This window comes from Luteibacter aegosomatis, from assembly GCF_023078455.1.
Taxonomy (GTDB): domain Bacteria; phylum Pseudomonadota; class Gammaproteobacteria; order Xanthomonadales; family Rhodanobacteraceae; genus Luteibacter; species Luteibacter aegosomatis.
This window is the reverse complement of record NZ_CP095740.1, coordinates 1,312,078-1,334,492: the sequence shown is the minus strand read 5'-3', so window position 1 is coordinate 1,334,492 and position 22,415 is coordinate 1,312,078. Positions and strand designations below refer to the sequence as shown.

Sequence of the window (22,415 nt, the reverse complement as noted above, 5' to 3'; positions counted from 1 at the left end):
TCATGCGCCTCACCAGACGCCATGGACTGTTCCTGCCGTGGTTCATGCTACCGGCCCTGGCCCACGCGAACGTCGTGCTCACCGTCGACGGCGTCGACGACAGCCTGAAGGGAGCGATCGTCTCCGGCGTCGAACTCAGCCAGTACGCCGCACGCGACGTGACCGCCGCACAGGTGCGCCGCCTCTACGAAAAGGCCCCCGACGAAGTGCAGGCCGCGCTGCGGCCCTACGGCTATTACGAAGCCACCGCCACGGGCGACATGCAGCAGGTGGGCAACGACTGGCACGTCACCCTGCATGTGGTGCCCGGCGTACCGGTGACGGTGAAGAGCGTGAACGTGGACATCGACGGCGACGCCGCGAAGGTCCCCGCCGTCCGCTTCGCCCTGCGCGGCGTGAATGGCCTGAAAGGCAAGCCCATGAACGACGGCCAGTACGACGCCGCGCGCGACGGCGTGAGCGGTGCGCTCACCGCCACCGGCTTCCTCGACGCGAAACTCGTCACCCGGCGCGTGGAAGTCAATCGCGCCGAACACAGCGCATCGGTGCAACTGAAGTGGGAAGCCGGCCAGCGCTACCGCTACGGCCAGATCCACTTCAAGAACTCGCAGTTCCGCGACGGGTTCCTCGATCGCTACGTGCCGTTCAAGAGTGGCGATTATTTCTCGCAGGGCCAGCTTCTCCAGCTCCAGCAGGCCCTCAACGGCGCCGACTACTTCGCCGTGGTCAACGTGATTCCCGACACCGACAACGCGAAGGAAGGCCACATCGACATCGACGTGGAGCTGGCTCCCGCCAAGCGCACGATCTACACCGGCGGTCCGTTCTTCGGCACGGACACCGGCGCGGGCCTGCGCGGCGGCATCGAAAAACGCTGGATCAACGACCGCGGACACAAGTGGAAGAACGAACTGGTGCTCGCGCAGCGTCTGAAGACGCTTTCCACGCTCTACCAGATTCCGATGCCCGGCCCCAACCAGCGCAGCTTCAACTTCGGCGCCAACTTCCGCGATGCCAACACGGTCACGTCGAAGTCGCGCACGCTGCAACTGGTCGCCAACGAGACCCGCCTGTGGCATGGCTGGCAACGCACCATCGGCGTGAACGCGCTGTCGGGCACCTTCACCGTGGGCAAGCGCGGCGGCGAAGGCGACAACGCCGAAGGCCTCGAACGCGGTCGCAGTACCCTGCTCTATCCCGAGGTCACGCTCAGCCGGAAAAAAGGCGACAATCCCACCTTCGTGCGCAGCGGCTGGTCGCTCACGCTCACCGCGCGCAGCACCGCGGGCACCCTGCTTTCCGACGCCCGGTTCTCGCAGGTGATCGGCGACGTGAAATGGATCCAGTCGTTCTGGGGCCGCAACCGGCTCATCCTGCGCGGCAGCGCCGGCAAGATCTGGACCGACGACTTCAGCGCCCTGCCGCCGCAGTTGCGCTTCTTCGCCGGCGGCGACCGTTCGGTGCGTGGCTACGACTTCGAAAGCATCGGCCCGCGCAATCAGTTCAACCGCGTGATCGGCGGCGAAGGCTTGCTGGTCGGCAGCAGCGAAGTGGAGCACTACTTCACGAAGAACTGGGGCATGGCCGCCTTCGTCGACGCGGGCAATGCCTTCACCGGCACCGATTACAGCCCTCGCGTGGGTGCCGGTCTGGGCATACGTTGGCTGTCGCCCGTGGGCATGATCCGCGCGGACCTCGCCGTGCCCGTCGGCGACAAGAACGAACATGGCATCCACCTGCACGTGGTCATCGGACCCGACCTATGAGAAGCACCGGCATGACATGGCTGATTCGCATCGGCGTGGCGCTCGGCGTGCTGCTGCTCGCCGTCGCGCTCGGCGTGTGGTGGCTCGTGGGCACGGCCTCGGGCCTGCGCTTCGCCCTCGCCCGCGCGCAGGGCTTCACCGATAACGCGCTCACCGTCGAAACGGCCGAGGGCCGACTCGCCGGTCCGCTCGACCTGGGCAACGTGCGTTATCGCGACGGCAAGGGCATGGACGTACGCGTCGCCCGGGCGCACCTGGATTTCGCCTTCGGCGCCCTGATGCGCAAGCGCGCCCACGTGTTCGACCTCGCGCTCGACGGCGTCGACGTGGCGCTGCCGCCGAGTTCGACCGAGCCCGACCAACCCTCCGAGCCCTTCTCGCTGAACCCGCCCATCGACCTCGTACTCGACAAGGTGCACGTCGGTCACGTGAAGGTCACCCAGGCCGGGCAACCGCTGTTCGAATCCAACTCGCTCGATCTCGCCGGGTCATGGACGGGCAAGGGCCTGGAGCTGAAAACCCTGGCGCTGCGCGCACCCGACGGGCAGGCCGACCTCGCCGGCCGCCTTGCCGTGGGCAAGGGCTACAGCGGCGACGGCAAGGCCTCTTTCGCATGGAAGGCCCGCGGCGTGGATTACGCCGGTGACATCGAAGCGACGAGCGACGGCGCGAACGCCCATACCATCGTCAAGCTCCGCCTGCCCTTCGTGGCGCGGGTGGACGCCAACCTCGTGCAGAGCGGCGACTTCGCCTGGACGGCCACCATCGACGCGCCCCGCTTCGATCCCAAACCGTTGCTCGGCGAAAGCACGCTGCAATCGCTCGGCCTCGCCGTGCGGGGCTCGGGCGACCGCTATGGCGCCAACCTCACCGGCGACGTCGACCTCAACGACTACCGCGTGCGCCTGGCGCCGATGAAGGCCTCGTTCGACCACGCCTACAAGCGCCTTACCCTGGAAGAACTCACCGTGGGTTCGCCCCAGGTCAAGGGTTCGCTTACCGCGAGCGGCACCGTGGAGATCGCGGCGCAGCCGGTCACGGCCGATCTCGCCCTCGCGTGGAAGAACGTGCTGGTACCCGCCGATGTCGCCGGACAGGATCTCGCCAGCGCCGGCAAGCTCACCTTCAAGGGCGGAGCCGAGGCCTATCACGCCGAAGGCGACGTCGACATCGGGCCGCCGGGCAAGCTCGGCAAGTTCACCCTGAACCTCGACGGCAAGCCCGAATCCATCGACCTGCACACGCTCGAGCTCGTGCAGCCCAAGGGCAACCTCGCGGCCAACGGCGTCATCACCCTGCAGCCGGACATGGCCTGGAAGCTCGACCTGAAAGGCAAGCGTTTCGATCCCGGCCAATTGCTGGCCGAATGGGGTGGCGCCCTCGACCTCGACCTGTCCACCGAAGGCCACCTCGCCAAGGACGGTCCGCTCGGCACGCTCGACCTGCGCAAGCTCGACGGCACGTTGCGCCAGCGTCCGCTGCGAGGCAACGGCAAGCTCGTACTCAAGCCCGGCGAGGTGATCAACGGCAACCTCGACCTCGCCTCCGGCGGCAGCAGCATCCGCCTCGACGCCAAGGGCGATACGAGCAACGACGCCACGCTGAAACTCGCCATCGCCTCGCTGGGCGACTGGCTGCCCGATGCCGGCGGTCGCCTGCAGGGCGACATCGGCGCCAAGGGCCGCTGGCCGGATCTGGCGGTGAAGGCCAACCTGCACGGCAGCGCCATCGTCTACGCCGGCCAGAAGATCGACGCCCTCACGCTCGACGCCGACGTGCCCGACATCGGCAAACCCGGCGGCAAGCTCGCGGTGCATGCCAACAACGTCGTATCCGGCGGCATGGTGTTCGACCGCGTGACGATCGATGCCGACGGCAACCAGGCGCGTCACCAGCTCAGCGTGAACGCGCACGGTAAGCCGCTCACCGCCACCCTCGCCCTGAACGGGTCGATGAAGAACGCCGCCTGGAACGGCACCCTCTCGCGCCTGGATATCGACTTCCAGGGCCTGCCGCCCTGGCGTCTCCAGAACGCCAGCCAGCTCGCGTGGAAAGACGGTGCCGCAAGCATGAGCGACCTCTGCCTGACCGCGGGCGACCCGTTGCTCTGCGTGTCGGGCAAGCAGGATGCCGCGGGCAACCTCGACGCGGCCTACCGCGTGCGCCGCGTGCCGCTATCCCTGCTGATGACACTGGCCGAAGCCTCGAATTCGCCGATGCGCGCCGAGGGCATCGTCGAAGGCGACGGCAACATCCGCCGCACGGCGGCCGGCGCGTTGTCGGGCCAGGCCACCATCGGCAGCACGCACGGTTCGATCGCCTACGTCGATCGCCCCGACCGCCCGCTGCTCGTCTACGACAACCTCAGCGCCAACGCGCAACTCACGCCCGACAACCAGCGGATCGTACTGCGCGCCGCGCTCAACGACGGCGGCAGCGTCGACGGCAACGTAAGCATCGCCGGCGCGCAGCAGGCGCTCGGCGGCAACGTGTCGCTGCACCTGAAGAGCCTGTCGTTCGTCGAACTGTTCACCACCGAACTGGCCGAAGTGAAAGGTGGCCTCAATGCCAGCTTCGACCTCGGCGGCACCGTGGCCGCGCCGGCCGTCACCGGGCAGGCCCTTCTCGACGGCTTCGCCGCCGAAGTGCCCAGCGCGGGCCTCAAGCTGAAGGACGGCCACGTCAGCGTGACCACCGCCGACGCGAAGAACTACGTGGTGGACGGCACCGTCCGTTCCGGCGAAGGCACCCTGGCCGTCAAGGGCCAGGTCGCGCTCGGCGAAGGCGCTCAGATGCGCCTGGGCATCGAAGGCTCGAAGTTCACCGCCGTGGACATTCCCGCGGCCAAGGCCATCGTCTCGCCCGACATCCAGATCGTGCAGGACGCCAAGGGCATGAACGTCACCGGCAAGCTCGCGGTCGACCTCGCCGACGTCAACGTCGAGAAACTGCCCGGTGCGGGAGCGACCAAGGCCTCGCCCGACGTGGTGGTGGTGGACGAGAAGCAGCAGGAGGCCGCCGCCGAATCCGCGCCGATCACGGCGGACATCCGCGTCGACCTGGGGCAGAAAGTGCACCTGGTCGGCTTCGGCATCGACGGCCGCATCACCGGCCAGCTCGACGTGCGCGAGCGGCCGGGCCGCGCGACGACGGGCCAGGGGCAGATCGGCGTCGACGGCACCTACAAGGCGTATGGGCAGGACCTGCGCATCGAGCAGGGCCAACTGCTGTTCGCTTCGACGCCCATCGACAACCCTGGTCTCAACATCCGCGCGTCACGCACGCTCAATCCCAACGCCACCATCGACGACGGACAGAAGGTGGGGCTTTACGTCTCGGGCACGGCGCGCCGCCCGGTGCTCACGGTGTTCTCGAACCCGGTGATGGAACAGTCCGACGCCCTTTCCTACCTCGTCACCGGCAAGCCGCTGTCGCAGGTGAAGGGCGGCGAAGGCAACATGGTCGGTGCCGCCGCGCAGGCGCTGGGCTCGGCGGCGGGTGACCTGCTCGCCAAGAGCGTGGGCTCGAAGATCGGCGTGGACGACATCGGCGTGAGCAACAACGATGCGCTCGGCGGCACGTCGGCATTTACCGTGGGCAAGTATCTTTCGCCGCGGTTGTACCTGAGCTACGGCGTGGGGCTGTTCGACCCGGGGCAGGTCATCACGCTGCGCTATATCCTGAGCCACCGCTGGAACTTCGAAGCGCAGAACGCGACGGAGTTTTCGCGGGCGAGCTTGAATTACCGGTTGGAGAGGTAGTCGTTTGCCTGCACGTAAGACGCTGGGTTCCTGCCTGCGCAGGAACGACGTGAGGTGTTAGGCAGGCGACGTTCAATCGTGTAGATCGTCGTTCCTGCGCAGGCAGGAACCCAGCGTCTTGCGCCAAGGCGAGCGACGCCCGCCCTACGCTCACCGCCCGGCGTGCAACCGATGCAGCAACTCCGCCTCGGTATACGAGATGCCGCAGGTATCGGCGATGTCCTGCACCGAGGCGCCCTGGCGGGCGAGGCGCTGGGCCAGTGCCAGCGTGCGGTCGGAGGTGGTGCCGCTTTCGGCCGTGACGTTGACCGACGGCGTGCGACGCACCTGGTCTTCGATGTCGCCCAGCCGGTTTTCCAGGCGGCGAAGCATCCCCGCGAGCTGGTCGGGCTGGATGGCGGGCTCGGGGTCGGGGGCCGGTGCGGGTGGTGCGACGGGTTCGATCTTCGCCGGCTTGGCCAGGCGGCGGAAAAGGAACAGCAGGCCGACCAGGTTGAGGACGGCCAGGGCGATCAGCACGTAACCGAGGATGGGGTTCATGCGTGGGAGGATACCGCAAGCCCGATTCGCCGATGCGATCGGCTCCCACCCCTTCGGTAGCAGGCTCGCGACAAGCGTGTCGCCGAAGGGAACTGACCGTAGCGAGCAGGCTCGCGACACGCTTGCTACCGAAGGGGTGGGAGCCGATCGTATCGGCGAATACTACGGAGCGATCACGCCCGGCAAAGCCGCTGCACATCCACCAGCGCGATGAACCCCTCGTCCCGCGTCACCACCCCGCTCACCGGATCGTCGCGCCGCTCGGCGCGACCGGGCGGCGGCGGAGCGATATCGTCGGCGGCGAGCTGGAGCATGTCGCCGATGAGGTCGATACGCATGCCCACCACGCTGCCCGCGTCATCGAACACGATCACGCGCTGGGCGTCTTCCTGCGACGCGTCCACCGCTCCGTGGAGACCGAAACGGCGACGCCCGTCGAGCACCGGCACGATCTGGCCACGCAGGTTGACGATGCCGAGCACGTCGTCGGGCGCACCCGGCACGGGCGTGATGTCGCCGGGGCGGATCACTTCGCGCACGCTCGACAGCGCCACGGCGTAACGCTGCCCCTCGAGGGAAAAACCCAGCCACTCGCTCATGGGCCCAGCTCCTGTTCCAGCCATCTGATCAGCGCCGCGGTCTCGACCACGCCGCACTTGGGTTCTTTCGACATGCCCGCCAGCCACGGGCGCGAGGTGGCGCCATGGCGCCACTGGATGGCGTCGGTCATCAATTCCACCGGTTCGTCGTCGACCACGCAGCCGAGCGCCCAGGCACGATTGCCCAGGATCACCAGCGTGGACGTGGACGCGCCGGCCATGTCGGGCGAGAGGATCGCGCCCAGGTCGGCGACGCGCGCCTCGCCGCTGGGATGGCGCCAGCGCCCCATGCAGATCGGGTTGGTGGTGTTCGGCGGCGTCAGCGGCGGCATCGGCAGCATGTGCGTGACGTCGGCCATCGGCACGGCGAGCTTCACGCCGGCCGCGCTGCACAGCAGGTAACGCGGATCGGCGCCGCGCCCGGCGGCATCGGCATCGCGCCAGGTCTCGATGGACACCACCTTGACCTCCGCCGCCGGCGCCGCCGCCGGTGCGGGCGTCAGCAGCTCGGCGAGGTAGTCGGAGACGATCTGCTCGACATCCTGCATGGTGCGGCTCACGCGGCCGCGTCCGTCACGGACGGCACGGGCAGGGCCAGCAGCTCGTCGAGCAACTGGCGGTAGGCGAGACCGCCGCGGCGCGCGGCGGGCCACGAGGCCAGCGGCACGCCGGCCGCGCTGGCTTCGCGAACCTGCGTATCGGTGGGAATGACGGCCTGGCTCACGCTGTCGCCGTATTGCTCGCGCAGTTGTGCCAGGCAGGCCCGCGACGCATGCGTGCGCGCGTCGTAAAGCGTCGGCACGATGGTGCGCGGCAACGGTTTGCCGCGCGAGCGTTCGATCATCGACAGGCTGCGCAACATGCGCTCCAGGCCGGCCAGCGCCAGCGCCTCGGTCTGCGTGGGCACGAGCAGGCGATCGCTCGCGGCCAGGGCGTTGACCATCAGCACGCCGAGCGTCGGCGGGCAGTCGAGCAGCACGTGGTCGAAATCGGGAGCGAGTTCGGCCAGCGCCTGCGTCAGCACGAGGCCCATGCCGGCCCGCGTACCCAACTGGCGATCGAGCGTGATCATCGCCGCCGAGGCGGGAAGCACGCTGAGGTGATCCCATGGCGTGGCGTGCACGAGCGTGCGCACGGGCAAGGGATTGCCGCCCACGCCGAAAAGGTCGTACACGCTGCCGTGCGCACCGACCTCTACGCCGATGTAGCCCGAGAGCGAGGCATGCGGATCCATGTCGATCAACAGGGTGCGCCGGCCCTCGTGGGCGAGCAGGCTGCCGAGCGCGACGGTGGTGGTGGTCTTGCCCACCCCGCCCTTCTGGTTGGAAACGGCCCAGACGCGCATCAGCGGTTCTCCGCCACGGGCGCGAAACGGGCGGCACCCGCCGTCGGCGCCAGCACCGTCACGGTGGGCACCGGCTTGGCGGCGGGCTTGGCCGCCGACAGGTCGACGCGATCGGCATCGCTATAGAAACGCGCGGGCGCGGCCTTGTCGCTCATCACCACGATGAGTACCCGGCGATTGCGGTTGCGCCCGTCGGCGGTGCCGTTATCGGCAGCGGGGCGGTACTCACCCCAGCCGATGATGCCCACGCGATGGGGATCGACGCCGGTGAGCGTGATCAGGCGCGCCACCGTGGCCGCGCGCGCCGCCGAGAGTTCCCAGTTGGACGGGAACGTGGGCGTCGCGATCGGCGTGTTGTCGGTGTAACCCTCGATGCGCATGGCGTTGGGAAACGGCGCGAGGATGCCGGCGAGCTTGCGCAGCACGTCTTCGGCCTGCGGTTGCAGCTTCGCCACGCCCACGGGGAAAAGGATGTCGGTACGCACTTCGATCTCGAGCCAGTCCGGCGTCTGCCGGACGCTCACCAGGCTCTTGTCGATCAGCGGCTTCATCGCGCGCTGCACTTCGTCGGAAATCTGGCTCAGGCTGTTCTGTTCGGTCTTGCCTACCGCCACGTTCGCATCGTCGGCGGCCGTCGTCGCATGCCGCTGCTTGCCGTCCTGATGCTCGGCGGCCGCGCCTTCGTGGCCCGGCAGCGGCAGGTTGCGCGGCGGGATGGGCACGTCGATCTTCGCGATGGGCGAGGCGGTGGGCGAGCGCGACTGGTTCGGCAGCGGCACCTGCGTGGCGGGCGTCGCCTCGTTGATGGGTTCGATGACCTTGCCGGTACCGTTGAACGCCTCGTTGATGGACTGCGCCATCACGCGAAACTTGGTTTCGTTCACCGCCGATACGGCGTACATCACCACGAACAGGGCGAGCAGCAACGTGATGAGGTCGCCGTAGGGAATGGCCCAGCGCTCGTGGTTGACGTGTTCTTCGTGGTGCCGGCGTTTCACGAGAGGAACCCTTGCAGCTTGCTCTCGATATGCCGCGGGTTGTCGCCCTGGGCGATGGACACCAGACCCTCGACGAGGATCTCGCGCATCTGCGAACGCTTGCGCGCCAGGCCCTTCAGGCGCGAGGCCATCGGCAGCGCCAGCAGGTTGGCCAGGCCGATGCCGTAGATGGTGGCGACGAAGGCGGCGGCGATGCCGTGGCCGAGCTTGCTCGGGTCGGCGAGGTTCTGCATCACCGACATCAGGCCCATCACGGCGCCGATGATGCCCATGGTGGGCGAATACGTACCGGCGTTCTCGAAGACCTTCGCCGCTTCGATGTCGGTGTGCTCGCGCGCATACACCTCCACCTCGAGCACCGAGCGCATGGCGTCGGGCTCGGTGCCGTCGACCAGCAGTTGCAGGCCCTTGCGGATGAACGGATCGGTCTCGCGCTCGATCGCGGGCTCCAGGCCGAGCAGGCCCGTGCGGCGCGAGATCTCGCTCCAGCCGACGATGCGGCTGACCAGGTTTTCCGACTCGATGTCCGGCGGGTTGTACACCCACGGCAGCATGCCGAGGGCGCGCTTGAGCACCGGGCCGGGCGTCTGCACGAGCAATGCGGCGAAGGTGCCCAGGAACACGATCACGAAGGCGGCGGGATTCCACAGGGCGTCGAGGCTCGAGCCCTTGAGGATGGTTCCCACGATGATGACCACGAAGGCCAGGATCGTGCCGACGAGACTCACGATATCCATGTCAGACGGCCATCCTCAGCGTGGGCAGCACCTGGCCGCCGTCGTCGGCGAGCCCCGCCAGGTCGAGCACGAGCGAGATGCGGCCGTCGCCGGTGATGGTCGCGCCGGCGACGCCGGGCACGTCCTTCAGGAACGGACCGAGCGGCTTGGCCATCACGTCCTCGCGGCCGAGCACTTCGTCGACGAGGCAACCCAGCGTCTGGTGGCCGATCTGCACCACCACCACGTGGCCGCCCTGCCCTTGCACGCCGGCCCAGCGGCCGAGGTCGGCCAGCGGCAGCGCGCGCTGGCGATGGTTGGCGACCACGCGTCCGTCGAGGCGCTGGATCTGCCCTTCGGACAACTCGAACACCTCGGCCACGTTGGACATCGGCAGCGACAGCAGGCGGTTGCCCACGCGCACCATCAGTACGCGCAGGATCGCCAGCGTGAGCGGCACGGAGAGACGTACCGTGCTGCCGTGTCCCACCCGCGAGTCGATCGACAGCGTGCCGCCGAGTTCGACGATCTTGGTCTTGACCACGTCCATGCCGACGCCGCGTCCGGAGATGTCGGACACCTGGCTGGCCGTGGAGAAACCGGGACGGAACACGATCTCGTAGCACTCGCGCTCGTCCAGGCGCGCGGCCTGTTCCGCATCCATCAGGCCTTTTTCCACGGCCTTGCGACGGAGTACTTCCGGATCCATGCCCTTGCCGTCGTCGGTGACGGTGATGACGATGCGGTCGCCGTACTGGCCGGCGGCCAGGCGCACGGTACCCTGGCGCGGCTTGCCTTCGCGCTGGCGGGCGTCCGGCATCTCGATGCCGTGGTCCACGGCGTTGCGCAGCAGGTGCACCAGCGGATCGGCCAACGCTTCCACCACGGTGCGGTCGATGTCGGTCTCTTCGCCTTCGGTGACCAGCTCGATCTCCTTGCCGAGCTGGCGGGCGAGATCGCGCACGATGCGCGGGAAGCGCGAGAACAGTTTGCCCACCGGTTGCATGCGCATGCGCAGCACGGCGTTCTGCAGGTCTTCGGCCACGCGTTCGAGCTCGCCGATGGCGCGTTCCATCGGGTCGGCGGTACCGCGCGGCGCGAGGTTGCTCAGGCGATTGCGCACGAGCACGAGTTCGCCCGCCGCGTCGACGAGGTTGTCCAGGCGATGGGTATCCACGCGCACCGTGGTATCGGCGGTGGATGCCTGGCGCTTCTCGGCGGCCTTGGCGGGTGCCGGCGCGTCGGCCACCACGGATGCAGGTGCGGGTGCCGGTATCGGCGCGGGCGGCAGCGGAACGTCCAGCGCGCTCGAACCCGGCGCGGCCGTGCCGTGCAGGGAATCGAGCAACGCCTCGAATTCGTCGTCGCTGATGGCGTTGGGATCGGCGGCGGGCGCCGCGACCGATGGCGCGGGCACGGGCTCCACCGACTCGGCGCCGGGCGCCCCCGTGCCGTAGAGCGAATCCAGCAACGCTTCGAACTCGTCGTCGCTGATGGTGCCCGTCGGCGCAGGCACGCGCTCGGCGCGCGCGGCGTCGAGCATCGCCTCGAATTCGTCCTCGATGGGATCGTGCGGCCGCGACGGCGCCGCGGCGGGCACCGATGCCGTCACCGGTACGGCGAGCGCGGCGGGCGGCGCCGTGGCGGCACGGCCGGGAATCAGCAGGCGATCGAGCAGCGAACGCGGCGCGGGCTCGATCGACACGCCGCCGTCGGCGGCGCGCATCATGTCGTTGAGCAGGTCCAGCGATTCCAGCAACGCGTCCATGAAGCCCGCGTTGAGCACGATGGCGCCGCCGCGCGCTTCGTTGAGCAGGTCTTCGGCGCGATGGCACAGCTCCACCATCGGGTGCAGGCCGAGGAAACCCGCCCCGCCCTTCACCGTGTGGAAGGCACGGAAGACCGCATTCAGCAGCTCGACGTCGCCCGGCGAGGCCTCGAGGTCCACGAGCTGTTCGCCCAGGCTCTCGAGCAGTTCGCGTGCCTCGATCAGGAAGACGTTGAGCAGCTCGTTGTCCAGCTCCACGCTCATCGGCGCGCTCAGAAACCGAATTCGCTGAGCAGGCGGTCCACTTCGTCCTGGCTGACCTTGTCCGCCGCGGGAGCGGCGCCGCCGGCCAGCGAGCCGGTGAGGCGCACCAACTCGACGAGCGAGGATTCGACCTTGGCCATGAAGGCTTCGACGCGGGCCACGCGCTGGCCGGAGAGATCCTGCCAGGACTGCGCTTCCACCATCTCGCCCAGGCCGATGTCGCAGTTCTGCGCGAAGTCGCCCACGCGCACGGCGAGCGCGCGCGCGTTCGGGGCGAACGACGGGTCGGCCACGTCGAGCACGAGCACATCGTCGGCTTCTTTCGCCAGGGCCTGTGCCTGCGGACGCAGCTTTTCGCTGAAGTCGAGCGTGCGGTGCGCGGCTTGCGAACTCATTTCGAGCACGTCGCGCAGATGCTTGCGCGCGTCGCCCATGTTGCCCGGGTTGCCGTCGTGCGAGATGTCGGCCGCGAGGCGGCGGGCGGATTCGTGCAGGTCGCGGGCCAGATGGCCCAGCGCGAGGAACAGGTGCTGCTCGCGGCTGCGGATCAGGCGGTCCAGCGCCTGTTCGAAGGCGGTGGAATCGTCGGCGTCGAGCAGCTCGCGCAGTTCGGGGGCCACGTCCTGGCCGGCGGAAATCGTCGTGTTCATGCCTGCTCCTCAGCCCGCCGCCGCGGCGAGACGTTCGAAAATCTTGTCGAGTTTTTCCTTCAGCGTCACCGCCGTGAACGGCTTGACCACATAGCCGTTCACGCCGCTCTGCGCGGCGGCGATGATCTGGTCGCGGTTGTTCTCGGCGGTGACCATCAGCACCGGCATCGCCTTCAGGGCGGCGTCGGCACGGATGGCGCGGAGCAGGTCGATGCCCGTCATGTTGGGCATGTTCCAGTCGGTGACCACGAGGTCGAACGGCTGGGAGCGAAGCAGCGCGAGCGCCGCGTTGCCGTCTTCGGCTTCCTGGATCAGGGTGTTGGTGAAGCCCAGCTCCACCAGCAGGTTCCTGACGATGCGCCGCATGGTGGAGAAATCGTCCACCACGAGGATTTTCATGTTCTTGTCCAAAACGTCTCTCCGCCTTTACTGCGCGTTTTCTTCGACCGGTGACGGCACCGGATGCCGTCAGGTTCTTTCTTTCCAACCCGACATGCGCGCGCGGAGTCGAATGAGGGCCTGGCCGTGGATCTGGCACACCCGCGATTCGCTCACTCCCAGCACCGCACCGATTTCCTTCAGGTTGAGCTCGTCATCGTAGTACAGCGACATCACCAGCTTTTCGCGCTCCGGCAGCCCGTCGATGGACTGGGCCAGCGCATCGCGCATGCCCTCCTGCTCGAACAGGCCGTCCGGCCCCGTGGCATCCGGGTCGGCCACGTCGATCGCCGCGCCCTCGTCGCCCTCGGGCGCCGTCAGGCTCAGCAACCGCGCGCTCGCCGCGTCGGCCAGGATCTGGTTGTACTCCATGGCGTCGATGCCCAGCCGCTTCATCACTTCCGCGTCGTCGGCGTCGCCACCCGTCTCGTTTTCGATCTGCCTCGTTACCTCCGCCACCTCGCGCAACTTCCGATGGACCGAGCGCGGGGTCCAGTCCGTCTTGCGCAGTTCGTCCAGCATCGCGCCCCGGATGCGGATACCCGCATAGGTCTCGAAACTGGCCGCGCGAGTCGGCGAATAATTCCTCGCGGCCTCGAGCAGTCCGATCATCCCGGCCTGCATGAGGTCGTTCGCGTCCACGCTCGGCGGCAGCCGGCCCATCAGGTGATAGGCGATCCGGCGCACCAACGGCGCGTGGGTCCTGACCAGTTGATCCGCCGGAACCTTAGTGATTTCAAGGTATTCGCTCGCGACGCTCACAACGGCAGCCCTCCTCCCAAGTGGGTGCGGTCGGCGAAGAAGCCGATCCGTCCCTGTGCCCGGGGCTCGGGTTCACCCCATGTATCGACCGACCTGGCCAGATTCTTGAATCCGACCGCCGATCGGCTGCTCGGCCAGGCGTCGACCACCGCCGACTGGCGGCGGATGGCCTGGCGCAGGTATTCGTCGTGCGGCACCATCCCCATGAAATCCAGCGACACGTCGAGGAAGCGGCTGGTCACGCGCGAGAGCTTCTCGTAGAGCGCCCGACCCTCCTGGGCGTGGCGCACCATGTTGGCGACGATGCGGAAGCGGTTCACCGCGAATTCCCGCGAAAGCACCTTGATGAGGGCATAGGCGTCGGTGAGCGAGGCCGGCTCGTCGCAGACCACGATCACCACCTCGTCGGAGGCGGCGGCGAACATCGACACGCTGTCGGAAATGCCGGCGGCGGTGTCGACGATGAGGTATTCCGGTGCCAGCGGGTATTCGTCGAACGCGCGGATGACCGCGGCATGCTCGATGTTGGGCAGTTGGGCCATGCGCCGGGTACCCGAGGTCGCCGGGATCACCTTCAGGCCGTGGGAGGCCTCCAGCACCAGTTCCTCGATACGGCAGGCGCCTTCCAGCATGTGGCCGAGGTGGCGCACCGGCTGCAGACCCAGCAGCACGTCGATGTTGGCCATGCCCAGGTCGGCGTCGAGCAGCAGCACGTCGCGCCCGCCCATGGCCAGCGCCATGCCGAGGTTGACCGCCACCGTGGTCTTGCCCACGCCACCCTTGCCGCCCGCGATCGCGATGCTGCGGGTGGGACGACGGTCGGACAGCCATGCGATGCCGGCGGCCTGGGTGTTGTCGACGTGTGTGGTCATGGAGGAGTTCGCTGCGGGGAAAAGAGAGGTTGCGGTTGCCGTGGACATGGGATGCGTGGTCCGGGTCAGGCCGATACGGCCGTCATGCCGAAGCGTTCGGCGAGGATGGCGTCGTCGGGTTCGTCGTTGCGCTGCTTCACCCGCTGCGCCGCCATGAGCACGAGCTTGCGCGCATCGGCCGAAGCGATGTCCTCGGGCACCCGCTGGCCGTCGGTGGTGTAGTCCAGCGGCAGGCCGTGGCGGATGACCGCGGAGATCGCGCCGCCGATCAGCGGCGCCTCGTCGAGCTTGGTGAGGATCGCGCTCTGCGGCGCCAGCGGCGCGTAGGCGCGGATCGCGCCGTCGATGGCCTGCGACTGCATGTTGGCGGCGAGCACCAGGCACACCCGCAGGTCGGACATGGCACGCAGCGTATCGAACTGTTCCTGCAGTTTCGGATCGCTGCCGGCGAGTCCGGCGGTATCCACCAGCACCGTATGGCGGCCGCGCAGCTGCAGCAGCACGTTGCGCAAGCTGGTGGCGTCGTGCGCGTTGAACACGCGCACGCCGAGCAGGCGGCCGTAACGCTCCAGCTGCGCGCCGGCGCCGACGCGGTACTGGTCGGTGCTGATCAGCGCCACGTTGGACGCGCCGTGGCGAAGCACCGCGCGCGCGGCGAGCTTGGCGATCGACGTGGTCTTGCCCACGCCGGTGGTGCCCACCAGCGCGGTGACGCCGCCACCCACCGTGTCGAAGTTGCGGCCGGTGATGCGGATGTTGCGCGAGATGAGTCCCAGCGGCAGGTAACGCGCCTGGTCGGAGGTCATGCCTTCGGGCAGTTCGGCGCACAGCGCGCGGGCCACGTCGGCATCGATGCCCAGACGGGTGAGTTCGCGCAGCACGCGGGCGCGCAGCGGCTGCTCGCGCTCCAGGTGGTTCCACGACAGCGCGGAGAGCTGCACCTGCAACATCTCGCGCAGGTCGTTGATCTCGGCACGCATGCCGTTCACGGCGGCGTCGTTGCCCGGCTTGACCGTGGCGGCGCGCACCACGTCGGCCACGCTCTCGGCGAGCGCCGCGCTGGAGTGGCGCTGCGGGGCGTTCGGGCGGGCCTGCTCGGCCCTCGCCGCACGCTCGACCGCGGCCGCCGTGGCGGCGCGTGCCTGGTCGATGCGGGCGGCACGCTCGGCGGCGCGGTCGTCGCGCACGGCACGCATCGGCTCGGTCGCCGGCGCCTTGGGCTCGGGCGGCTCATAGGCGAAGCCGGCCTCGCGCACCAGCGCCTCGTCGTAATCGAGCGCGGCGATGATCTCGATGCCGTCGTCCAGACGACGCGTCGACAGGATCACGGCATCCGGACCCTGTTCGTCGCGCACCTGGCGCATGGCCTGGCGCATGTCGGGAGCAACGAATCGCTTGATTTTCATGCCTTCGATCCTGTTTCTCGCGGCAGTCCGGCATCGCCGGCACCGCCATGTTCGTTCGGTTCGCCCGCCGATTCGGCGAACGGTGTCTCAGTGCTTACCGGCCCAGCGCCGTCACCAGCTTGACGCGACGGTTGTCGGGCACCTCGTTGTAAGCCAGTACATGCAGGTTTTGGGCCACATGCCGGGTGAAGCGCGCAAGCCACGGACGAAGCGCCGGCGATACCAGCAACACGGCCGGTTCGCCCGCCGCTTCCTGGCGTCGCGTGGCGTCGGCCACGCTCTGCTGGAGGCGATCGGCCAGGCCCGGCTCGACCGCCGCGCCGGCGGGGCCGCCGCCCTGCAGCGACTGCAGGAGGATCTGCTCCAGGTCCGGCGCCAAAGTAATGACGGGCACCTCGGTGCCGAGGCCGGCGATCTCCTGCACGATCTGGCGACCCAGCGTGACGCGCACGGCGGCGGCGAGCACGCCCGGGTCCTGGCTCTGTCCCGCGTGCTCGGCCAGCGATTCGACGATGCCGCGGAAGTTGCGGATGGGCACGCGCTCGGCGAGCAGGTTCTGCAGCACCTTGACGATGGCGCCCAGCGACAGGCGCTTGGGCACGAGGTCTTCCACCAGCTTCGGCGTCTGCTGCGCGAGGCGGTCGAGCAGCTGCTGCACGTCCTGGTGGCCGATGAGTTCGTGGGCGTGGTTCTGCAGGATGTGCGACAGGTGCGTGGCGATCACCGTGGCCGGGTCGACCACCGTGTAGCCCAGCGTCTGCGCGTGCTCGCGCAGGCCCGGCTCGATCCACACGGCATCGAGGCCGAACGCCGGATCGCGGGTGGCGATGCCGTTGATCGTGCCGTGCACGCGGCCCGGGTCGATCGCCAGCATGCGTTCGGTGTGGATCTCGGCCTCGCCCATGGGCACGCCCATCAGCGAGATGCGGTAACCGTGCGGGGCCAGGTCGAGGTTGTCGCGGATGTGCACCGAGGGCACGAGGAAACCCAGTTCCTGCGACAGCTTGCGGCGCACCGACTTGATCCGCGCCATGAGTTCGCCGCCCTGCGCCTTGTCCACCAGCGGAATGAGGCGATAACCCACTTCCAGGCCGATGGTGTCCACCTGGGCCACGTCTTCCCACGACAGTTCCAGGCGCTCGGCCGGCGGTGCGCTTTCCAGTGCCAGTTCGGTACCCGGCGCGCCCGGGGCGGCCACGCCGCCGGAAGCGACCTCCTGCCGGCGCAGGTGCAGCTTCCACGCACCGAAGCCGGCCAGGGCGGCCAGGATCAGGAACGGAAGGTTCGGCATGCCCGGGATGAGGCCCATCGTGCCGAGCACGGCGGCGGCCACGCCCAAGGCCTTGGGCTGGAACAGCTGGCCCATCACCTGCTTGCCCATCTCCTGCGACTTGGACACGCGGGTGACGATCACCGCCGTGGCGATGGAGAGCATCAGGCCCGGCACCTGGGCGACGAGGCCGTCGCCGATGGTGAGCAGCGTGTAGGTGCGCGCGGCTTCGCCGGCCGAGAGGCCGTGCTGAAGCACGCCGATGAAGAAGCCGCCGATGATGTTGATGGCGAGGATCAGGATGCCCGCCGTGGCGTCGCCGCGCACGAACTTGGACGCACCGTCCATCGAGCCGTAGAAATCCGCTTCCTCGCGCACTTCCTGGCGGCGCTCGCGGGCCTGCTCCTGCGTCAAAAGACCGGCATTGAGATCGGCGTCGATCGCCATCTGCTTGCCGGGCATCGCGTCGAGGGTGAAGCGGGCGGTCACCTCGGACACGCGCGTGGCGCCCTTGGTGACCACCACGAAGTTGATGATGGTGAGGATGGCGAACACCACGAAACCGACGGCGAAGTTGCCGCCGATGACGAACTCGCCGAACGCCTCGATTACCTTGCCCGCCGCGCCGGGGCCGTCGTGGCCGTGCAGCAGCACCACGCGGGTGGAGGCGATGTTCAGCGCCAGGCGCAGCAACGTGGCGAACAGCACCACGGTGGGAAACGACGCCAGTTCCAGCGGCCGCATCACGTACATCGTGGCGAGCAGGATCACCAGCGACAGCGCGATGTTGAAGGTGAACAGCAGGTCGAGCATGAACGGCGGCAGCGGCAGCATCATCATGCCGAGCATGATCAGCATCGCCAGCGGCGCGGCGACGCCGCGACGGCCTATCTGGCGAAGCGTGCCGAAGAAATTGGGGTTGCTCGTCGCTGCCATCGTCGTCAGTTATCCATGCGGTACGGCCCAAGCAATTCCGGATCGATGTCCTGCTCGGGCATGTCGGGCGGGAGGTCGCCCATGGCGATCGCCTGCTTCAAACGGAACACGTAGGCCAGGATCTGGGCCACGGCGACGTACAGCGCCGCGGGGATTTCGCGTCCGATTTCCGTGGTGTGATACAAGGCTCGTGCCAACGGCGGGGCCTCGACCACCGGAACCTTCGATTCGGCACCCAGTTCGCGGATCTGGGCGGCGATCACGTCGACGCCCTTGGCCACCACGCGCGGCGCTCCCATGCGGTTTTCGTCGTATTTGAGGGCCACGGCGAAGTGCGTCGGATTGGCCACGATGACGTCGGCCGTGGGCACGTCCTGCATCATCCGGCGCCGGGCCATCTGGTGCTGCATCTGTCGGATCTTTGACTTCAGCTCGGGACTGCCCTCGCTTTCCTTGTGCTCGTCCTTCACCTCCTGCTTGGTCATCTTCATCTTCTTGGTGAAGCTGAACTTCTGCCAGGGCGCGTCGACCAGGGCGATCGCGCCCAGGGCGCAGCCGAAGATCAACGAGGCGTTGCCGAACATCGCGAAGGCGCGCGAGATCCCCGCGTCCACCGGGCCGCTGCCGGTGACGAACATGTCCAGCACGCTCTTGCGCAGGAACCAGACCAGGGCGCCACCGATGAGGATCAGTTTCAGGATCGACTTGCCCAGTTCCACCAGGCCGTTCATCGAGAACAGCCGGCCGAAGCCCTTGATCGGGTCGAGCCGGTCGAACTTGGGTGCCAGCGCCTGCACGGAAAAATTCAGGCCGCCCATCAGCGCCGGCGCGGCCACGGCGGCCACCATGGTCACCGCGAACACGGGGCCGAGCAGCTTCAGCGCTTCCAGCACGGCGGTGCCGAGCGCGTGGCGCAGGCCGTCCTCGGCAAACAGGTCGTCGCGGCCGTAGCGCAGGCCGATGTGCATGATGTTGGCGGCGTGCAGGGCCATCTGCTCGCGCGTGGCGATCAGCGTCGCCACCCCGGCGAGCACCACCACGGCGGTCGAAAGGTCTCGCGATCGCGGGATGTCGCCCTTTTCGCGCGCCTCGCGGAGGCGTTTTTCGCTGGGCGATTCGGTGCGGTCTTCCTTGTCGGCGCCCTCGCTCACGGCCGGCTACCTCCGACGAGTTGGCGCATGGTCTCCCACGCGGCGGTCTGCAGCGCATCGAAGGCCCCCGGGAGGCCGCGCAACGCGAGCCAGACGGCGACCATGCCCAGGCAGATGGTGATCGGGAAACCCACCGCGAACAGGTTCATCGACGGCGCCGAGCGGCTGATCGCGCCGAAGCCGAAGTTGACCACCAGCAGCGCGGTAAGCGCGGGAAGCGCCACGCGCACGGCGCCGGAGAACAGATGGGTGGCGAAGGTGAGTACGCCCCACAGGCCGTCGGCACCGATGCCGTCGGTCCCCACCGGCAGCGTGCGGAAGCTGTCGGCGAGCAGGTCGATCAGTTGCAGGTGGCCGTTCATGACGAGGAACAGCAGGGTCACCAGCATCATGTAGAACTGGCTGAGCACCGGCACGCTGCCGCCGAGGCTCGGGTTGACCACCTCGGCGAAACCCAGGCTCATCGCCTGCGACACGAACTGCCCGGCGTACGACACGGCCTCGAAGATCAGCTTGAGCACGAAGCCGAGCGCGGCGCCGATCAGCACCTGCTGGGCCAGCACTTCCACTCCCTGGGCCGACAGCGGCTTGATGCCCAGCGGTGCCAGCGGCGCGAGCACGATGGTGAGGACCACGGTGAGCCCGGCGCGGATGCGCATCGGAATCGTCGTGTTGCCGAGCACCGGCGCCACCAGCATCAGGCCGGACACGCGCGCCAGCGCCCAGGAAGCACCGCCCACCCACCCTTCGAGCTGGCCGATGTCCAACGGCATCAACGCACCGCCTGGGGCAACGACTCGATGAGGCCGCGGGTGAAGGTCACCAGCGTGCGCAGCATCCACGGGCCGGTGATGATCATCACCAGCGCCATGGCGATCAGCTTCGGGATGAAGCTCAGCGTCTGCTCGTTGATCTGCGTGGCGGCCTGGATCATGCCGACGAGGAGGCCCACCGCCAGCGCGGTGAGCAGCAGCGGCGCGCCGACCAGCATCGCGATGTGCAGGGCCTGCTGGCCGAAGGCGATGACCGATTCCGGCGTCACTGGAAGAAGCTCCCCGCCAGCGTGCCCAGCAGCAGCGTCCAGCCGTCCACCAGCACGAAGAGCATGATCTTGAACGGCAGCGAGATGATCACCGGGGAGACCATCATCATGCCCATCGACATCAGCACCGAGGCCACCACCAGGTCGATGATGAGGAACGGAATGAACAGCAGGAAGCCCATCTGGAACGCGGTCTTCAGCTCGCTGGTGACGAAGGCGGGCAGCGCCACGCGATACGGGACGGCATCCTTGTCGGCATAGGGCTCGTCACCGGCCAGGCGGGTGAACAGCTGCAGATCCGGTTCGCGGGTCTGTTCGAGCATGAAGTGCTTGAACGGGGCGGCAGCCGCCGGTAGCGCGTCCTGCACGCTCATCGTGCCGTCCATGTACGGCTTCACGCCCGCGTCGTAGGCCTTGTTCAGCACCGGCGACATCACGAACAGCGTAAGGAACAGCGACAGGCCGAGGATCACCTGGTTCGGCGGCGTGCTGTTGGTGCCCAGCGCCTGGCGCAGGAAACCCAGCACGATCACGATGCGGGTGAACGAGGTCATCATCAGCAGGATGGCCGGCAACACGGTCAGCGCCGTCATCAGCGCCAGGACCTGGATCGACAGCGACCACTGCTGGCCACCGTTCGCGCCCGGCTGCACGTTCACCAGCGGGATGCCCTGCGGCTCGGCGGCGAAGGACACCACCGGCACGAGCAGCAGCAGGAGGAAAACGAGCCAGCGGGTCATGGGCGCTTCCACTGCGAGAGTACGTCGCGGAAACCCTTGAGCGTGGGCGCCTGAGGCGGCGTGGCGTCCTCGGCCACCGGCGTATCGAGCACGTGCAGCGTACGCAGGCCACCCGTGGGCGACGCGCCCACCAGCAATTGCGTGCCGCCGACTTCGATGAGCATCACCCGGTCCTTGATGCCCACCGGCATCGATTCGACGACACGGATCTTGCGGCCGCCGGGGCGCACGCGCGCCTGGGCGCGGCGGCTCATCCAGCCGACGAAAAAGATGAGCGCCACCACGCCGAGCAGGCTGACCAGCACGCGGACCAGCTCCGCGCCCGTGTCGACCGGCGCGGCACCGGCCACCGGGGCCGCCAGCAGGGCGCAGGGAAGCATGCCGCCGACGGCGGCGAGGGTATGACGCATGATGGGGATCACCGCAGCTTGCGCACGCGTTCGGCGGGGCTGATCACGTCGGTGAGGCGGATGCCGAACTTCTCGTTGATCACCACCACCTCGCCATGGGCGACGAGGGTGCCGTTGACGAACACGTCCAACGGTTCGCCGGCGGCGCGATCCAGCTCCACGACGGAGCCCTGGTTGAGCTGGAGCAGGTTGCGGATGCTGATCTTGGTGCGGCCCACTTCCATCGCCATGGTCACGGGCACGTCGAGGATGACGTCGAGGTTCACCTCGCCAAGGCCGGCGGCCTGGCCCATGACGGTGTCATTCTGGCCTTCGAGGAAGTCAGGGCTGGTCGGGTCGTTCATGTCCGTTCCGGAGGTTTGCCGAGGGGTCGTTGCCCTTGAAGCAAACGGCATGCCATGGCGCACGGAGCAGGATTTCCCCTTGGATTCATGGAGTTGGCTTCGGCCGTGAAAAGCCGTCTTCACGATCTCGCCGGAAAGCTGACGCTCGACGGCAGTTAGTCACGGTGTCGGTCAGTTGACGGCCCGACGTGCGCCGATGGCGATGGCGATGCGCCAGCGATCCCGTCGGCAGACACCGGGCGCTCCGTGATGGCTCGGCTTCGCCCTCGCACTACCGCGGGGACCGAGGCGAGGGAGCCGCCGTGCGCCGTCCTCGTCGCTAAGTCCTCGTCCGCCTTCGCTCCCTGCGGAAGCGCTCCGAGGACGGCACCCGACGACTCCCCTCCACGCCCGGAAGAAAAGCAAAGCGCCCCCGTCCCAGATCGCGACGACATACCCCACCCCTCACGTCGTCCCTGCGAAAGCAGGGACCCAGCGCCTCGCGTCCGAGCAGGACAACCGCAGCCGGAGGGGTGGGAGCGGACCCTGTCCGCGAACCCTCAGGACAACTATCACGAAAGAGGCCTTGCGCTGATCTGGCGAGCGGTAAACAACCCGAAGATAGAGACTTAAGACCGGCACCGGCTAAGGCTCAAAC

Annotated in this window: 21 protein-coding genes; 2 read left to right on the top strand and 19 right to left on the bottom strand. The window is 68.1% G+C overall.

Annotation, left to right across the window (positions count from 1 at the left end; genetic code table 11):
• Window positions 1-2 precede the first annotated feature (2 nt).
• Together L2Y94_RS06160 and L2Y94_RS06155 are read left to right on the top strand one after the other, a co-directional pair.
• Window positions 3-1,766 (top strand): autotransporter assembly complex protein TamA, encoded by a 1,764-nt coding sequence (locus tag L2Y94_RS06160; protein WP_247373775.1) that lies wholly within the window; start codon window positions 3-5, stop codon window positions 1,764-1,766.
• Window positions 1,767-1,777: 11 nt separating this feature from the next.
• Window positions 1,778-5,527, top strand: coding sequence for a translocation/assembly module TamB domain-containing protein (locus L2Y94_RS06155; protein ID WP_247373774.1), 3,750 nt, complete (start codon window positions 1,778-1,780; stop codon window positions 5,525-5,527).
• 150 nt (window positions 5,528-5,677) lie between these two features.
• Here the strand turns inward: L2Y94_RS06155 and L2Y94_RS06150 are convergent, their stop codons facing one another.
• The 19 genes from L2Y94_RS06150 to fliN all read right to left on the bottom strand — a co-directional run bounded on the left by L2Y94_RS06150 (window position 5,678) and on the right by fliN (window position 21,727).
• A complete protein-coding gene (locus L2Y94_RS06150; RefSeq protein ID WP_247373773.1) occupies window positions 5,678-6,067 on the bottom strand; it encodes a DUF2802 domain-containing protein in 390 nt (129 codons plus the stop codon).
• 173 nt (window positions 6,068-6,240) lie between these two features.
• The gene (locus L2Y94_RS06145) at window positions 6,241-6,666 is read right to left on the bottom strand and encodes a chemotaxis protein CheW (RefSeq protein WP_247373772.1); all 426 of its coding nucleotides are present in this window, start codon (window positions 6,664-6,666) and stop codon (window positions 6,241-6,243) included.
• Window positions 6,663-7,226 carry a chemotaxis protein CheW gene (locus L2Y94_RS06140; protein WP_247373771.1) on the bottom strand — a complete coding sequence of 188 codons (564 nt, stop codon included), beginning with the start codon at window positions 7,224-7,226 and terminating at the stop codon, window positions 6,663-6,665. The genes L2Y94_RS06145 and L2Y94_RS06140 overlap by 4 nt, the downstream gene beginning before the upstream one ends.
• Window positions 7,223-8,011: a ParA family protein gene (locus L2Y94_RS06135; protein ID WP_247373770.1), complete on the bottom strand. Its 789-nt coding sequence runs from the start codon at window positions 8,009-8,011 to the stop codon at window positions 7,223-7,225. Before L2Y94_RS06135 ends, L2Y94_RS06140 begins: the two co-directional genes overlap by 4 nt.
• Window positions 8,011-9,009, bottom strand: coding sequence for a flagellar motor protein MotD (motD, locus tag L2Y94_RS06130; RefSeq protein ID WP_247373769.1), 999 nt, complete (start codon window positions 9,007-9,009; stop codon window positions 8,011-8,013). The genes L2Y94_RS06135 and motD overlap by 1 nt, the downstream gene beginning before the upstream one ends.
• Window positions 9,006-9,746: a flagellar motor protein gene (locus L2Y94_RS06125; protein ID WP_144911332.1), complete on the bottom strand. Its 741-nt coding sequence runs from the start codon at window positions 9,744-9,746 to the stop codon at window positions 9,006-9,008. Before L2Y94_RS06125 ends, motD begins: the two co-directional genes overlap by 4 nt.
• Window position 9,747: 1 nt before the next feature.
• A complete protein-coding gene (locus L2Y94_RS06120) occupies window positions 9,748-11,757 on the bottom strand; it encodes a chemotaxis protein CheA (protein WP_247373768.1) in 2,010 nt (669 codons plus the stop codon).
• Window positions 11,758-11,765: 8 nt separating this feature from the next.
• The gene (locus L2Y94_RS06115) at window positions 11,766-12,407 is read right to left on the bottom strand and encodes a protein phosphatase CheZ (protein WP_144911336.1); all 642 of its coding nucleotides are present in this window, start codon (window positions 12,405-12,407) and stop codon (window positions 11,766-11,768) included.
• A 9-nt stretch (window positions 12,408-12,416) separates the two neighbouring features.
• Window positions 12,417-12,818: a chemotaxis response regulator CheY gene (gene cheY, locus L2Y94_RS06110; protein WP_144911338.1), complete on the bottom strand. Its 402-nt coding sequence runs from the start codon at window positions 12,816-12,818 to the stop codon at window positions 12,417-12,419.
• Between the two features lie 57 nt (window positions 12,819-12,875).
• Window positions 12,876-13,607 carry an RNA polymerase sigma factor FliA gene (locus L2Y94_RS06105; RefSeq protein ID WP_144911340.1) on the bottom strand — a complete coding sequence of 244 codons (732 nt, stop codon included), beginning with the start codon at window positions 13,605-13,607 and terminating at the stop codon, window positions 12,876-12,878.
• Window positions 13,604-14,479 carry a MinD/ParA family protein gene (locus L2Y94_RS06100; protein ID WP_247373767.1) on the bottom strand — a complete coding sequence of 292 codons (876 nt, stop codon included), beginning with the start codon at window positions 14,477-14,479 and terminating at the stop codon, window positions 13,604-13,606. The genes L2Y94_RS06105 and L2Y94_RS06100 overlap by 4 nt, the downstream gene beginning before the upstream one ends.
• Window positions 14,480-14,544: 65 nt before the next feature.
• Window positions 14,545-15,885, bottom strand: a complete 1,341-nt coding sequence (gene flhF, locus L2Y94_RS06095) for a flagellar biosynthesis GTPase FlhF (RefSeq protein WP_247373765.1) — start codon at window positions 15,883-15,885, stop codon at window positions 14,545-14,547.
• Between the two features lie 94 nt (window positions 15,886-15,979).
• A complete protein-coding gene (gene flhA / locus L2Y94_RS06090) occupies window positions 15,980-18,091 on the bottom strand; it encodes a flagellar biosynthesis protein FlhA (RefSeq protein WP_247373763.1) in 2,112 nt (703 codons plus the stop codon).
• A 5-nt stretch (window positions 18,092-18,096) separates the two neighbouring features.
• Window positions 18,097-19,242 (bottom strand): flagellar biosynthesis protein FlhB, encoded by a 1,146-nt coding sequence (flhB, locus tag L2Y94_RS06085; RefSeq protein WP_247373762.1) that lies wholly within the window; start codon window positions 19,240-19,242, stop codon window positions 18,097-18,099.
• Complete coding sequence (gene fliR, locus L2Y94_RS06080) at window positions 19,239-20,015, bottom strand: flagellar biosynthetic protein FliR (RefSeq protein ID WP_247373760.1); 777 nt, start codon at window positions 20,013-20,015, stop codon at window positions 19,239-19,241. The genes flhB and fliR overlap by 4 nt, the downstream gene beginning before the upstream one ends.
• Window positions 20,015-20,284: a flagellar biosynthesis protein FliQ gene (gene fliQ, locus L2Y94_RS06075; RefSeq protein WP_144911350.1), complete on the bottom strand. Its 270-nt coding sequence runs from the start codon at window positions 20,282-20,284 to the stop codon at window positions 20,015-20,017. Before fliQ ends, fliR begins: the two co-directional genes overlap by 1 nt.
• Window positions 20,281-21,024, bottom strand: a complete 744-nt coding sequence (gene fliP, locus L2Y94_RS06070) for a flagellar type III secretion system pore protein FliP (protein WP_247373758.1) — start codon at window positions 21,022-21,024, stop codon at window positions 20,281-20,283. The genes fliQ and fliP overlap by 4 nt, the downstream gene beginning before the upstream one ends.
• A complete protein-coding gene (gene fliO / locus L2Y94_RS06065; RefSeq protein ID WP_247373756.1) occupies window positions 21,021-21,434 on the bottom strand; it encodes a flagellar biosynthetic protein FliO in 414 nt (137 codons plus the stop codon). Before fliO ends, fliP begins: the two co-directional genes overlap by 4 nt.
• Window positions 21,435-21,442: 8 nt before the next feature.
• Window positions 21,443-21,727, bottom strand: coding sequence for a flagellar motor switch protein FliN (gene fliN, locus L2Y94_RS06060; protein ID WP_247375151.1), 285 nt, complete (start codon window positions 21,725-21,727; stop codon window positions 21,443-21,445).
• Window positions 21,728-22,415: the final 688 nt, after the last annotated feature.

Bases quoted from the DNA above. Each gene is read 5' to 3' on its own strand.
- L2Y94_RS06160 (WP_247373775.1), top strand. From the start codon at position 3: ATGCGCCTCACCAGACGCCATGGACTGTTCCTGCCGTGGTTCATGCTA.
- L2Y94_RS06155 (WP_247373774.1), top strand. From the start codon at position 1,778: ATGACATGGCTGATTCGCATCGGCGTGGCGCTCGGCGTGCTGCTGCTC.
- L2Y94_RS06150 (WP_247373773.1), bottom strand. From the start codon at position 6,067: ATGAACCCCATCCTCGGTTACGTGCTGATCGCCCTGGCCGTCCTCAAC.
- L2Y94_RS06145 (WP_247373772.1), bottom strand. From the start codon at position 6,666: ATGAGCGAGTGGCTGGGTTTTTCCCTCGAGGGGCAGCGTTACGCCGTG.
- L2Y94_RS06135 (WP_247373770.1), bottom strand. From the start codon at position 8,011: ATGCGCGTCTGGGCCGTTTCCAACCAGAAGGGCGGGGTGGGCAAGACC.
- L2Y94_RS06125 (WP_144911332.1), bottom strand. From the start codon at position 9,746: ATGGATATCGTGAGTCTCGTCGGCACGATCCTGGCCTTCGTGGTCATC.
- L2Y94_RS06120 (WP_247373768.1), bottom strand. From the start codon at position 11,757: ATGAGCGTGGAGCTGGACAACGAGCTGCTCAACGTCTTCCTGATCGAG.
- L2Y94_RS06115 (WP_144911336.1), bottom strand. From the start codon at position 12,407: ATGAACACGACGATTTCCGCCGGCCAGGACGTGGCCCCCGAACTGCGC.
- L2Y94_RS06100 (WP_247373767.1), bottom strand. From the start codon at position 14,479: ATGACCACACACGTCGACAACACCCAGGCCGCCGGCATCGCATGGCTG.
- flhF (WP_247373765.1), bottom strand. From the start codon at position 15,885: ATGAAAATCAAGCGATTCGTTGCTCCCGACATGCGCCAGGCCATGCGC.
- flhA (WP_247373763.1), bottom strand. From the start codon at position 18,091: ATGGCAGCGACGAGCAACCCCAATTTCTTCGGCACGCTTCGCCAGATA.
- fliR (WP_247373760.1), bottom strand. From the start codon at position 20,015: ATGCCGTTGGACATCGGCCAGCTCGAAGGGTGGGTGGGCGGTGCTTCC.
- fliP (WP_247373758.1), bottom strand. From the start codon at position 21,024: ATGACCCGCTGGCTCGTTTTCCTCCTGCTGCTGCTCGTGCCGGTGGTG.
- fliO (WP_247373756.1), bottom strand. From the start codon at position 21,434: ATGCGTCATACCCTCGCCGCCGTCGGCGGCATGCTTCCCTGCGCCCTG.
- fliN (WP_247375151.1), bottom strand. From the start codon at position 21,727: ATGGGCCAGGCCGCCGGCCTTGGCGAGGTGAACCTCGACGTCATCCTC.